This is a genomic window from Kluyvera georgiana ATCC 51603 (genome assembly GCF_001654985.1).
Taxonomy (GTDB): Bacteria; Pseudomonadota; Gammaproteobacteria; order Enterobacterales; family Enterobacteriaceae; genus Kluyvera; species Kluyvera georgiana.
Genome location: NZ_LXEU01000078.1, coordinates 53,097 through 66,322, shown reverse-complemented (window position 1 = coordinate 66,322; position 13,226 = coordinate 53,097). Strand labels below are relative to the sequence as shown.

Below are 13,226 nucleotides of genomic sequence, written 5' to 3'. Positions count from 1 at the left end.
TGGAAAAGGCCGCGAAAGCGGCCTTTGATATGTTCAGCGCATTACAAATTTATGCGAGGAGCGTTCCGATTATTGCTGCTGGTCGATGATATCGCCGAGCTTAATCTTCGCGGATTTACGCAGGTTGTTCATCATCGCTTCGAAAGCAATCTGGGCGTTGTTCTGGGTAATTCCCTGCACCATGGCTTTTTTCTGCGCTTCCGGCATTTCGCCGGCTTTCACTTCGTCCAGCGCCAGCAGAACCACGTTGCCCTGCATATCGTTGCCGATACCGAAGCTTGGTTTATCTTTCTGCGGCAGCGGCAGTGCGAAGGCCGCCTGGCTCAGCGGATCCTGACCCGCGCGACTCAGCGTTTTGCTGGCGCTAAAGCTCAGACCCGCCGCTTTCATCGCCTCGTCGCCTTTACCGTCTTTCAGCGCCACCAGCAGCTTCTCAGCGTCCAGTTTCGCCTGCTGTTCGGCTTTGTTGTGCTTAACGATATCGGTCACCTGCGCTTTCACGTCGGCCAGCGGTTTCACCGCTTCGGCTTTATGCTCGCTCACGCGCAGTACGAAGGCGCGATCGCCATCGACGGTGATGATATCAGAGTTGCTGCCCGGCATGCCGTTTTCACCAACCAGCCCGCCGTTAAAGATAGCGTCGGATACCGGTTTGAAGTTCAGCTCGGCAGGCAGATTGTTACGGTCAAACCAGCCGGTTTCGACGGCTTTAACGCCGGCCGCCTGCTCTGCGCCCGCCAGAGAGTCGTTATCGTTGCTGGCCGCATCGCTGACTTTCTGCTGCAGCGCATAGAACGCGTCGAGCGCTTTTTCCTGCTTCACTTTGTCAGCAATGTCCTTACGTACGTCCGCCAGCGGTTTTACCACCGCAGGTTGAACGTCATCCAGACGTGCGACCAGGAAGCCCACGGAGGATTTGATCACGCCAGACAGCTGACCTTTCTCTTTCAGGCCAGCATTTTTCAGTTCGTCCACGGTGGCGGACTCTTCCATCCAGCCGAGGTCGCCGCCGTTACGGGCAGAGATAATATCCGTAGACTTCTCTTTCGCCAGCGCGGCGAAATCAGCGCCTTTGTTCAGTTCGTCCAGAACCGCTTTAGCATCCGCCTCGGTTTTGCTCTGAATCACGCTGTAGCGGTTACGCTGCGGCTGGGTGAACTGATCCTGATGCTGGTCATAGTAAGCCTGGATGTCGTCGTCAGAGACATTCTGGCTCATTGCCGCTGCATCCAGCTTGATGTAGCTGACGCGGAACTGTTCCGGTGCCACGAACTGACCTTTGTTCTGCTCGTAGTAGCTGGAAATTTCCTGATCGCTCACCTGCTGTTTTGCCGCCAGAGCGTTGACGTCGATGGTTGCCTCACGCACCAGACGCTGCTGGGATACCAGCGCCGCCAGCTGGTCGGTTTCGCCCGGCAGCATGAAGTCCGTACCTGCTACGGCGTTAATCAGCTGCTGAGTGGTTAACTGATTACGCAGCGCCTGAGCATACTGGTCAGGCGTCATGCCCATCTGATTCACCAGCGAGGTATAGCGGGCGTTATCAAATTTGCCTTCATTCTGGAACGCCGGGGTGGCGAAAATCGCTTTACGCACCTGCTCATCGCTGATGCCAAGACCTAAGTCTTTTGCATACTGATCCAGCAGCGCTTCGTCGATCAGGCGGTTCAGCACCTGCTGACGCATTGTTTTGATGTAGTTTTCGTTGGCCGCCAGTTCAGAGAACTGATCGCCAAGCTGCTGCTGCATACGGTTACGTTCGCTGGCAACGGCATTTTCAAACTGGCCGCGACCAATTTCCTGGCCATTCACTTTCGCGGCAAAATTATTGTTACCGCCAATCAGGTAACCACTCACGCCGGTCAAAATGAACGACACGATAATGAGACCGAAAATGACTTTGATCACGACACTGTTGGCTGCCGTGCGTAAATTGTCCATCATGGTGTAACAACACTCCGCTGTAGGTGACTTTTATACCTCGTGCAGCATACCACGTGTGGCCGCTACGCGTGAGGGCGTATTTTGACAAGAAACCGGGGCGGTTGTCAGCACAGACCGCATATAAACGCTTAAAAGTAGGCAATAAGCCATAAAAAAAGGCACATCAGATGATGCGCCCTTGTACTTTGCCACATTCCCTTAGCGGGAAAGCGATCAGTTTACCGCGTCTTTCAGTGCTTTACCTGCACGGAAGCCTGGTACTTTCGCGGCAGCGATAGTGATCTCTTTACCGGTCTGAGGGTTGCGGCCAGTACGGGCAGCACGCTCTTTGACAGCAAAGGTACCAAAACCTACCAGCGCAACGTCATCCCCAGCTTGCAGAGATTCAGTAACAGAAGCAATTAAAGCATCTAACGCACGTCCAGCTGCAGCTTTGGAGATATCCGCGCCAGCAGCAATTTTGTCAATCAGTTGAGATTTGTTCACTGTTCTCTTCCTCTCTTTATTATTTATATCGCACCTGAGTCCTTCACGGTGCGATCGCGGAGCAGTTATATCAGGACTCCCATGCCCTTACAACACCCGTTGTCGACGACACACCTGCCAGCCGTCTAAATTAGCGAGACAAAAAAAGGCTGGCAAGTCAGTTTACGCTTGCCAGCCTGGTTTTTATTAACGCTCTTTGCGCGAGGTCACTATTTTGCGGTTACAACCTGCATGCCGGTCGGTTCATTTTGCAGCGCAAGTGACAGAACTTCCTCAATGCGTTTCACCGGATGAATGTCCAGGTCCGCCAGAACGTTGTCCGGAATCTCTTCCAGATCGCGTTTGTTCTCGTCAGGAATCAGAACAGTCTTAATGCCACCGCGGTGTGCTGCGAGCAGTTTTTCCTTCAGGCCGCCGATCGGCAGCACCTGGCCACGCAGGGTGATTTCACCCGTCATTGCCACGTCTGCACGCACCGGGTTGCCGGTCAGGCAGGAAACCAGCGCGGTACACATCGCAATACCGGCGCTCGGACCGTCTTTCGGCGTAGCCCCTTCCGGCACGTGAACGTGAATATCGCGTTTTTCGTAGAAATCCGGGTTGATACCCAGTTTTTCCGCGCGCGCGCGCACCACGGTCAACGCCGCCTGAATGGACTCCTGCATCACTTCACCCAGCGAACCGGTGTAGGTCAGCTTGCCTTTACCCGGTACGCAGGCGGTTTCGATGGTCAGCAAATCGCCGCCCACTTCCGTCCACGCCAGGCCGGTCACCTGACCCACGCGGTTTTCGTCGTCGGCGCGACCGTAGTCAAAGCGCTGAACGCCGAGGTAATCGTGCAGATTGTCGCCGTTAATCTCGATGTGCTTCAGCGTCTTGTCGAGCAGCAGCTGTTTCACCGCTTTACGACACAGCTTGGAGATTTCACGCTCCAGACTACGGACGCCCGCTTCACGCGTGTAGTAACGGATGATGCCGACGATTGCGCTGTCGTCCACCGTCAATTCGCCTTTTTTCAGGGCGTTACGCTCAATCTGCTTCGGCAGCAGGTGGCGTTTGGCAATGTTCAACTTCTCATCTTCGGTATAACCGGAAAGACGGATCACTTCCATACGGTCCAGCAGCGGCGCCGGAATATTCATGGAGTTAGAGGTCGCCACGAACATCACATCGCTGAGATCGTAGTCCACTTCCAGGTAGTGATCGCTGAACGCCACGTTCTGCTCGGGATCCAGCACTTCAAGCAGTGCAGAAGCCGGATCGCCACGCATGTCAGAAGACATTTTGTCGATCTCATCAAGCAGGAACAGCGGGTTTTTAACGCCCACTTTGGCCATTTTCTGGATCAGTTTGCCCGGCATCGAGCCAATATAGGTACGACGGTGGCCGCGGATTTCCGCTTCATCACGCACGCCGCCCAGCGCCATACGGATGTATTTACGACCGGTCGCCTTGGCGATGGACTGACCCAGAGAGGTTTTACCAACCCCCGGCGGCCCTACCAGGCACAGAATCGGCCCCTTGATTTTATTCACACGGCTTTGGACCGCGAGATACTCAAGAATACGGTCTTTGACGCGCTCCAGGCCGTAATGGTCGGTATCGAGGATCTCTTGCGCCTGGCGAAGGTCTTTTTTAACCTTGCTGCGCGCATTCCACGGCACCTGCACCATCCAGTCGATATAGCCGCGTACCACGGTCGCTTCTGCTGACATCGGCGACATCATTTTCAGCTTCTGCAGTTCGGCTTCGGTTTTTTCTTTCGCCTCTTTCGGCATTTTCGCCGCGTCGATCTTACGCTTCAGCGCTTCGTTCTCGTCCGGCGCGTCGTCCATCTCGCCGAGCTCTTTCTGAATGGCTTTCATTTGCTCGTTCAGATAGTACTCGCGCTGAGATTTCTCCATCTGCTTTTTCACGCGGTTGCGAATGCGCTTCTCAACCTGCAGCAGATCGATTTCCGACTCCATCATCGCCATCAGGTATTCCAGGCGTTCGTTGATGTCGGACATCTCGAGAACGGACTGCTTATCTGACAACTTCAGCGGCATATGCGCAGCGATGGTGTCCGCCAGGCGAGCCGGATCGTCGATGCTGTTCAGCGACGTCAGCACTTCCGGTGGAATTTTCTTGTTCAGCTTGATATAGCCTTCAAACTGACCGATTGCCGTACGCACCAGCACTTCCTGCTCGCGCTCTTCAATCTCCGGCGATTCCAGATACTCCGCCTTCGCCGAGAAGTGCTCGCCGTTATCAGACAGCGTGGTGATACGCGCACGCTGAAGGCCTTCAACCAGTACTTTGACCGTACCGTCAGGCAGTTTCAGCATTTGCAAAATAGAGGCCACGGTCCCGACGGTGAAAAGATCGTTTACACCCGGCTCATCCGTTGAAGCGTCTTTCTGGGCGACCAGCATGATTTTTTTATCATGATCCATGGCCGCTTCCAGACAACGGATAGATTTTTCCCGCCCTACAAATAAGGGAATGACCATGTGCGGATAAACCACCACATCGCGCAACGGCAATACGGGGATTTCAATGCGTTCAGAACGCTCAGGATTCATAGAGCTCTCTCTTAGTTTAGTGTCCGCCAGGTAAACTGGTCATGCGACTGTGCTTCACACAACCATTAACATGTAACCAGTATATGGGGATGTATTCCACACATTCAACGCTATGAATACGGAAAAATAAAAGGGGAGATAAAATCCCCCCTTTTTGATTAACTGATTGTATGAACTGGTGAATTATTCGCCAGATGCCTGCTGTGCTTCCGGCTTGCCGTAAATCAGCAGCGGCTCGCCTTGACCGGCAATGACCGACTCGTCGATGACCACTTTCTCAACGTCTTCCATGGAAGGCAGATCGTACATGGTTTCGAGCAGCGCGGCTTCCACGATGGAACGCAGGCCACGAGCACCGGTTTTACGCGCCATGGCTTTCTTAGCAATGGCATCCAGCGCTTCGTCACGGAATTCCAGATCCACGCCTTCGAGGTTAAACAGCGCCTGATACTGCTTAGTCAGGGCGTTTTTCGGCTCTTTGAGGATCTGAATCAGCGCTTCTTCGCTCAGTTCAGTCAGCGTTGCGACTACCGGCAGACGACCGATAAACTCAGGGATCAGACCAAATTTGATCAGATCCTCCGGTTCGACCTGGCTCAGCAGTTCGCCTTCGCTAGCCTTATCCGTTTTCGATTTAACCGTCGCACCAAAGCCAATACCCGAACCGGTTTCAACGCGGTTACCGATCACTTTATCCAGGCCGGCAAACGCGCCGCCGCAGATGAAGAGAATCTTCGAGGTATCAACCTGCAGGAATTCCTGCTGCGGATGCTTACGTCCACCCTGCGGCGGAACGGCCGCTACGGTGCCTTCAATCAGCTTCAGCAACGCCTGCTGTACGCCTTCGCCGGACACGTCGCGGGTAATCGACGGGTTGTCAGATTTACGGGAAATCTTGTCAATTTCATCGATGTAAACAATACCACGCTGCGCTTTCTGTACGTCGTAGTCGCACTTCTGCAGCAGTTTCTGAATAATGTTTTCAACGTCTTCACCCACGTAACCCGCTTCGGTCAGGGTGGTAGCGTCCGCCATGGTGAACGGAACGTCCAGCAGGCGAGCCAGCGTTTCGGCCAGCAGGGTTTTACCGGAACCGGTTGGGCCGATCAGCAGAATGTTACTTTTGCCGAGCTCAACGCCGTTGTTAGTATCACCGTTACGCAGACGTTTGTAGTGGTTGTAGACCGCAACGGCCAGCACCTTTTTCGCCTGTTCCTGACCGATAACATAGTCATCTAAATGGTGGCGAATCTCGTGTGGCGTCGGCAGAGCACTGCGTTCACGATGCGGCGCCACTTCTTTAATCTCTTCGCGAATGATGTCGTTACATAAGTCGACGCATTCGTCGCAGATATACACGGATGGGCCGGCGATGAGCTTACGCACTTCGTGCTGGCTTTTGCCGCAAAAAGAGCAGTACAACAGTTTGCCCGAGCCATCTTTGCGTTTATCTGTCATGAGTCAAAACCTCTTTTTAAGTTCTTTGTGCCGCATATGACGACGCAAATGCCATTCTTAAGCGCAAGCTGCTACGCAAGCGTTGTGCCGCCCTTAGTATTATATACCGTGCAGCGGCACGTGCCGTCATGACATTAGTTACGTTGACTCAAAATTGAGTCAACCAGGCCATACTCGACGGCTTCAGAAGCGGACAGGAAGCGGTCACGTTCAGTGTCGCTTTCGATCTGCTCCAGAGACTTGCCGGTATGGTGCGCCATAAGCTCATTCATACGTCCTTTCACCTTCAGGATCTCACGGGCGTGGATTTCGATATCCGTCGCCTGGCCCTGATAACCGCCCAGCGGTTGGTGAATCATCACGCGGGAGTTCGGCAAGCAGAAGCGCTTACCTTTTGCGCCTGCGGTTAGCAGGAACGCGCCCATCGACGCCGCTTGCCCCATACAGATGGTGCTGACGTCCGGCTTGATGAACTGCATGGTGTCATAAATAGACATCCCAGCCGTAATCACGCCACCTGGGGAGTTGATGTACAGGTAAATGTCTTTTTCCGGGTTTTCCGCTTCCAGAAACAGCATTTGCGCCACAATCAGGTTCGCCATGTGGTCTTCCACCTGGCCGGTCAGAAAGATGACACGCTCTTTAAGCAGACGGGAGTAGATATCAAAAGAACGTTCGCCACGGGAGGTCTGTTCAATGACCATCGGCACCAGGGCCATGTGGGGTGCAAAGTTATCTCGTTCGCCACTGTATGACATTTCCGTCTCCTGGATAATAAATAAAATAGCCACAGCTTTCTGATTATAGAGATGCGGCGAGTGATTCGTTCCCCCAGTAATGGGTACGATCTTACCCTATTTCAAGCATAACAATATTTTGTTGTTACGCTAACACCCAAACGGCGTTTTATCATGTCAGCTTTAGTTATCGCTGCAATAAAAAAAAACCCGTCACCAAAAGGCAACGGGTTTTTCTCAAAACCGTAAACCGGGAAGCGAAATTACGCCTGCTGGTTCATCAGTTCGTTGAAGGAAGTTGCTTTTTCAGTCACTTTCGCTTTTTCCAGAACCGCTTCAACAGCCTGTTCTTCCAGAGCGACGCTGCGCATGTTTTCCATCAGCTCTTTGTTTTTGCTGTAGAATTCAATCACTTCTTTCGGATCTTCGTAGGCAGACGCCATTTCTTCGATCAGAGTAGCAACGCGTGCTTCGTCAGCTTTCAGCTCGTGGGTACGAATCACTTCGCCCAGCAGCAGGCCAACAACAACGCGGCGTTTCGCCTGCTCTTCGAACAGTTCGCGCGGCAGTTCCATCGCTTGCTGCTGGTTGCCACCGAAACGCTGAGCAGCCTGACGACGCAGAACGTCGATTTCGCTGTCGATCAGCGCAGCCGGAACGTCGATTTCGTTGGCTTTCACCAGGCCTTCGATCGCCTGAGATTTCACACGGTTACGTACCGCGCCTTTCAGCTCGCGTTCCATGTTTTTACGCACTTCAGCGCGCAGGCCTTCAACGGTGCCATCTTCAACGCCGAAACGTTTGATGAATTCAGCAGTCAGTTCCGGCAACTCACGCTCTTCAACTTTCTTCAGGGTAATCGCGAACTTAGCCGCTTTACCTTTCAGGTTTTCAGCGTGGTATTCTTCCGGGAAGGTCACGTCGATGGTGAACTCTTCGCCTGCTTTGTGACCTTTGATACCGTCTTCAAAGCCCGGGATCATACGGCCCTGGCCCATCGCCAGTACGAAGTCAGTCGCTTTGCCGCCTTCGAACTCTTCGCCGTCTACGGAACCGATGAAGTCAACGGTTACGCGGTCTTCAGCGTCAACAGCGCCGTCTTTGTCTTTCCAGTTAGCCTGCTGCTTACGCAGGGTGTCCAGCATGCCGTCAACGTCGGCTTCGGTCACTTCAACAACCGGTTTTTCAACTTCGATAGCGTCCAGGCCTTTCAGCTCAACTTCCGGATACACTTCGAATTCTACTGCGTAGGTGAAGTCTTCACCCTGCTTGTATTCGCCCGGAACATAGTTCGGTGCGCCAGCCGGATTGATCTTCTCTTTGATGATCGCATCAACAAAGTTGCGGCTCATCAGGTCACCCAGCACGTCCTGACGCACGGAAGCGCCATAACGCTGAGCAACAACATTCATCGGTACTTTACCTTTACGGAAACCGTCAATGCGTACTTTTTTCGCTACGTTGACCAGCTCGCTTTTTACAGCGGTCTCGATGCTGTCAGCAGCGATAGTAATCGTTACACGGCGGCCAAGGCCCTGAGTGGTTTCAACTGAAACTTGCATCTTGTTACCTCAAAAAAATCACAGTGCTCGGTCAACTCTGAATCATGCCTTGCAGTACTGGGACGTTCTCTTTTAATCAGAAACCATTCCCTGTAGCCAGAATCATCCCGAAGACATTCCGAAAAATAAGACGCAGCATTATAGCGGCATCACTTTTATGAGTCGAGAACGGTTATCACGCGTTGCTGCGGCATTTTTCACAATTCCCGGCTAATTTTTGTCTGAATACTGTTTTTAGCGCTCAAAATTCAGACAAAACAAAACGGCCCGCAGGCCGTTTTCTCATAATCTGTACGCAACATACTGGAAAAGTTCCGCGTTGCAAATGCCTTTTCTACGCGATAGTCCCAGCGCCACGACACGGCGGCGAGGCAAAAACGGTATCCTGTAAACCTTCCCACTCTTTACGCGTGTAGGTATGCAGAGCCAGAGCATGTACGGTGGAGGCAAACTCCTCTGTTAGGGTGCCATAGATCATTCGGTGGCGATTCAGGAAGCGTTCCCCGGTAAATCGATCGCTCACCAGCACAACTTTAAAGTGGCTCTCTGAGCCTGCCGGTACGTTGTGGCGGTAGCTTTCATCGACAACTTCCAGGAACACTGGATCAAACGCTGCCCTTAATTTTTCTTCGATTTGTTCACGCATCATCATGATATTACTCCTCCGACAACGTTAAGATGCCGCCTATCCCTTTAAATGTTAGCCGCTTTTACTGACTCCATTACACAAAGGCAACAAAAAATTAGCGTTCGCCCCATTTTATTTGTCAAGTAGATGAAGTTAACGCCTTTTACAATCCGTTCTCATCTGAAATCCACCTGCAAAACGATCCCTGGCGCAGAAAAGCACCAACGCGATGAAATTACATGCATTGCCTACTTCCCCTGACCGTTGGCGATGTTATGATGACGGGAATTTTCAGTAAACAATGCGTTTGAGAACCCTAACATGTTAAAAAAAATCCTCTTCCCACTGGTAGCACTGTTTATGTTGGCAGGATGCGCAACGCCGCCGACCACCGTTGACGTGTCGCCGAAAATCACACTGCCTCAGCAGGATCCTAGCCTGATGGGCGTCACCGTCAGCATTACCGGCGCCGACCAGCGTCAGGATCAGGCGCTGGCGAAAGTGACTCGCAACAACCAGCTGGTGACCCTGACAGCTTCCCGCGACCTGCGCTTCCTGATGCAAGAAGTGCTGGAAAAACAGATGACCGCGCGCGGCTACATGATTGGCCCGAACGGTGCGGTAAACCTGCAGATCATCGTTAATCAGCTGTACGCCGACGTTTCCCAGGGTAACGTGCGTTACAACATCAATACCAAAGCGGATATTGCTATCATCGCGACTGCCGCAAACGGTAGCAAGATGACCAAAAACTACCGTTCTAACTATTCCGTTGAGGGCGCGTTCCAGGCCTCCAACCAGAACATTTCCAACACCGTGGACAGCGTGCTAAGCGACACCATTGCCGATATGGCCCAGGACACCGCGATCCACGATTTTATCAAACAGAACGCACGTTAATCCTGTCTCAGACCCGGCACCTCGCCGGGTCTGAACGTATACGCCTATGTCTGCTCACTATCTGCGAATTTTTCAGCAACCGAAATCAGCCATTCTGCTGATTCTTGGCTTTGCGTCCGGTTTACCGCTTGCCCTGACCTCAGGGACGCTACAGGCGTGGATGACGGTTGAGAATATCGACCTGAAAACCATCGGTTTCTTCTCGCTTGTCGGACAGGCATATGTGTTTAAGTTTCTCTGGTCTCCGGTCATGGACCGCTATACGCCACCATTCCTTGGGCGACGTCGCGGCTGGCTGCTCACCACCCAATGTTTACTGCTTGTCGCCATCGCGGCAATGGGTTTCCTTGAGCCCGCCTCACAGCTGCGCTGGATGGCGGCGCTGGCGGTCGTCATCGCCTTCTGCTCTGCTTCACAGGATATCGTCTTCGACGCCTGGAAAACCGACGTGCTGCCCGCCGAAGAGCGCGGGGCCGGCGCGGCGATTAGCGTGCTGGGCTATCGACTGGGAATGCTGGTTTCCGGCGGTTTAGCGCTGTGGCTTGCCGATAAGTGGCTAGGCTGGCAGGGCATGTACTGGTTAATGGCCGCGCTACTGGTGCCCTGTATTATCGCCACGCTGCTGGCACCGGAACCAAGCGATGTTATTCCGGTCCCGAAAAGCCTTGAGCAAGCGGTGGTTGCGCCGTTAAAAGATTTCTTTAGCCGCAATAACGCGTGGCTGATTCTGCTGCTGATTGTAATGTACAAACTCGGCGATGCCTTCGCCATGAGCCTGACCACCACCTTCCTGATTCGCGGCGTCGGCTTTGACGCAGGCCAGGTTGGTATGGTCAACAAAACCCTTGGCTTATTTGCGACCATCGTCGGTGCGCTGTACGGCGGCGTGCTGATGCAACGCCTGACGTTGTTCCGCGCGCTGCTCATTTTCGGTATTTTGCAAGGCGTCTCAAACGCCGGTTACTGGATGCTGTCGGTAACCGACAAACATCTCTATTCCATGGCGGCGGCGGTGTTCTTTGAAAACCTGTGCGGCGGCATGGGCACAGCGGCGTTCGTCGCGTTGCTGATGACGTTATGCAATAAGTCGTTTTCCGCCACCCAGTTTGCCCTACTGTCGGCACTCTCTGCCGTAGGTCGCGTGTACGTGGGGCCAATTGCCGGTTGGTTCGTTGAAGCCCACGGCTGGCCAACCTTCTATCTTTTCTCCGTGGTCGCCGCCGTGCCGGGAATCTTCTTGCTGCTCGTCTGCCGACGAACGCTGGAGTATACCCAGCAAACCGAGCAGTTTATGCCACGCACGGCCTACAGCGGCGGCTATCGTCTGGCGCTGCGTCTGCTGTTGGCGGGTGTTGTTCTGCTGGGCATCTGGCTGCTGATGTTAATCAGCGATGCGCTGAATTTCTCCGTATTACCGTGGTCAGCACGGGTGCTGGAAGCGGGGGTTCTGATTGCCTTTGTTGGCATCGTTTTCGGCTGCCTGCTGGACTATCTGGCTCTGCGCAAAACGTCGGTTCCGGTAAATAAGTAAAAAATGCGACATATCCGTTGTAATCACTACGCGTAATAATAACTCACGCATCGTATATAAAATTTTTTATTTGCGCTTTTGTGCGCTTTAGAATTCTGGAAATTACTGGAACGTTTAAAACAGGCTTTATTTCTTTAACCGATTCAGCATCGGGCCAATTAAATTTTCGTTTTTTAATTGTCTTTTATTTGATGATTATTTGTTAATTAATTGTATATTTTTGACAATGGTTATACCAATTGCCATCTTAACACCGCCCCTATCCCCCCTTTCGTTATAACGCCCGTCAGATGGGCATTCCGCCTGAAAAATAGACACATTTGGCAACATCTGTGACAAGCACGGCAGAACCCGGTAACACATAACTGACAGAGCCCCAATGATGTTTACAGTAATGTAACCTTCCCGTAAAATGCCCACACACTTTAAACGCCACCAACACCCCGTGGAATTGAGGTCGTTACATGAGACTCAGGAAATACAATAAAAACTTGGGATGGTTGTCATTAATCGCCGGCACTGTATTACTCAGTGGCTGCGATTCTGCACTACTTGACCCCAAAGGACAGATTGGACTGGAGCAGCGTTCGCTGATTCTGACGGCCTTCGGCCTGATGATGATCGTCGTGATACCGGCCGTCTTGATGGCTGTTGGTTTCGCCTGGAAGTATCGTGCGAGCAATAAAGATGCGAAGTATAGCCCGAACTGGTCACACTCCAACAAAGTGGAAGCTGTGGTCTGGACCGTGCCAATTCTTATCATCATCTTCCTCGCCGTTCTGACCTGGAAAACCACTCACTCCTTAGAACCGAGCAAACCGCTGGTTCATGACGAGAAACCAATCACCATTGAAGTGGTTTCCATGGACTGGAAATGGTTCTTCATCTACCCGGAGCAGGGCATTGCTACCGTTAACGAAATCGCTTTCCCGGCGAACGTACCGGTGCAGTTCAAAGTGACCTCCAACTCCGTGATGAACTCCTTCTTTATCCCGCGTCTGGGCAGCCAGATTTACGCCATGGCCGGCATGCAGACTAACCTGCATCTTATCGCTAACGAAGCGGGTACCTACGACGGTATCTCAGCAAGCTATAGCGGCCCGGGCTTCTCTGGTATGAAGTTCAAAGCCATTGCTACGCCGGATCGTGCCACATTCGATCAGTGGGTCGCTAAAGCGAAACAATCTCCGAACACCATGGACGACATGGCAGCATTCGAGAAAGTGGCTGCACCGAGCGAATACAACAAGGTGGAGTACTTCTCCAGCGTGAAACCTGATTTGTTTAAAGCAGTGACCAGCAAATTCATGGATCACGGCAAGAGCATGAACATGTCTAAACCGGAAGGCGAACACGCATCGCACGAAGGAATGGAAGGCATGGACATGAGCCACGCGGAATCCGCTCACTAAGGGG

At 52.7% G+C, this 13,226-nt stretch carries 10 protein-coding genes; 3 read left to right on the top strand and 7 right to left on the bottom strand.

What is annotated here, in order from left to right; genetic code table 11:
- Positions 1-69: 69 nt before the first annotated feature.
- The 7 genes from ppiD to bolA all read right to left on the bottom strand — a co-directional run bounded on the left by ppiD (position 70) and on the right by bolA (position 9,403).
- Positions 70-1,944, bottom strand: coding sequence for a peptidylprolyl isomerase (ppiD, locus tag M989_RS19205; RefSeq protein ID WP_064547928.1), 1,875 nt, complete (start codon positions 1,942-1,944; stop codon positions 70-72).
- A 213-nt stretch (positions 1,945-2,157) separates the two neighbouring features.
- On the bottom strand, positions 2,158-2,430 hold the full coding sequence (gene hupB, locus M989_RS19200) for a nucleoid-associated protein HU-beta (RefSeq protein ID WP_002444653.1): 273 nt from the start codon (positions 2,428-2,430) through the stop codon (positions 2,158-2,160).
- A 209-nt stretch (positions 2,431-2,639) separates the two neighbouring features.
- The gene (lon, locus tag M989_RS19195) at positions 2,640-4,994 is read right to left on the bottom strand and encodes an endopeptidase La (protein ID WP_064547926.1); all 2,355 of its coding nucleotides are present in this window, start codon (positions 4,992-4,994) and stop codon (positions 2,640-2,642) included.
- Positions 4,995-5,177: 183 nt separating this feature from the next.
- Entirely contained in the window at positions 5,178-6,452 is a 1,275-nt protein-coding gene (gene clpX / locus M989_RS19190) for an ATP-dependent protease ATP-binding subunit ClpX (RefSeq protein ID WP_064547924.1), read from the bottom strand.
- Positions 6,453-6,586: 134 nt separating this feature from the next.
- On the bottom strand, positions 6,587-7,210 hold the full coding sequence (clpP, locus tag M989_RS19185; RefSeq protein WP_035894303.1) for an ATP-dependent Clp endopeptidase proteolytic subunit ClpP: 624 nt from the start codon (positions 7,208-7,210) through the stop codon (positions 6,587-6,589).
- 242 nt (positions 7,211-7,452) lie between these two features.
- The gene (gene tig / locus M989_RS19180) at positions 7,453-8,751 is read right to left on the bottom strand and encodes a trigger factor (protein WP_064547922.1); all 1,299 of its coding nucleotides are present in this window, start codon (positions 8,749-8,751) and stop codon (positions 7,453-7,455) included.
- A 334-nt stretch (positions 8,752-9,085) separates the two neighbouring features.
- On the bottom strand, positions 9,086-9,403 hold the full coding sequence (gene bolA / locus M989_RS19175) for a transcriptional regulator BolA (RefSeq protein WP_064547920.1): 318 nt from the start codon (positions 9,401-9,403) through the stop codon (positions 9,086-9,088).
- Between the two features lie 297 nt (positions 9,404-9,700).
- On the opposite strand from bolA, the gene M989_RS19170 reads away from it, so the two are divergent.
- From M989_RS19170 to cyoA, 3 genes are all read left to right on the top strand, one after another.
- Positions 9,701-10,279 (top strand): lipoprotein, encoded by a 579-nt coding sequence (locus M989_RS19170; RefSeq protein ID WP_064547918.1) that lies wholly within the window; start codon positions 9,701-9,703, stop codon positions 10,277-10,279.
- Positions 10,280-10,325: 46 nt separating this feature from the next.
- Positions 10,326-11,810, top strand: coding sequence for a muropeptide MFS transporter AmpG (gene ampG / locus M989_RS19165; RefSeq protein WP_064547916.1), 1,485 nt, complete (start codon positions 10,326-10,328; stop codon positions 11,808-11,810).
- Positions 11,811-12,274: 464 nt separating this feature from the next.
- Positions 12,275-13,222, top strand: coding sequence for a cytochrome o ubiquinol oxidase subunit II (cyoA, locus tag M989_RS19160; RefSeq protein WP_064547914.1), 948 nt, complete (start codon positions 12,275-12,277; stop codon positions 13,220-13,222).
- Positions 13,223-13,226: the final 4 nt, after the last annotated feature.

Excerpts from the sequence above, each read along its gene's own strand:
- M989_RS19170 (WP_064547918.1), top strand. The coding sequence starts at position 9,701 with ATGTTAAAAAAAATCCTCTTCCCACTGGTAGCACTGTTTATGTTGGCA.
- cyoA (WP_064547914.1), top strand. The coding sequence starts at position 12,275 with ATGAGACTCAGGAAATACAATAAAAACTTGGGATGGTTGTCATTAATC.
- tig (WP_064547922.1), bottom strand. The coding sequence starts at position 8,751 with ATGCAAGTTTCAGTTGAAACCACTCAGGGCCTTGGCCGCCGTGTAACG.
- ampG (WP_064547916.1), top strand. The coding sequence starts at position 10,326 with ATGTCTGCTCACTATCTGCGAATTTTTCAGCAACCGAAATCAGCCATT.
- clpP (WP_035894303.1), bottom strand. The coding sequence starts at position 7,210 with ATGTCATACAGTGGCGAACGAGATAACTTTGCACCCCACATGGCCCTG.
- ppiD (WP_064547928.1), bottom strand. The coding sequence starts at position 1,944 with ATGATGGACAATTTACGCACGGCAGCCAACAGTGTCGTGATCAAAGTC.
- lon (WP_064547926.1), bottom strand. The coding sequence starts at position 4,994 with ATGAATCCTGAGCGTTCTGAACGCATTGAAATCCCCGTATTGCCGTTG.
- bolA (WP_064547920.1), bottom strand. The coding sequence starts at position 9,403 with ATGATGATGCGTGAACAAATCGAAGAAAAATTAAGGGCAGCGTTTGAT.
- clpX (WP_064547924.1), bottom strand. The coding sequence starts at position 6,452 with ATGACAGATAAACGCAAAGATGGCTCGGGCAAACTGTTGTACTGCTCT.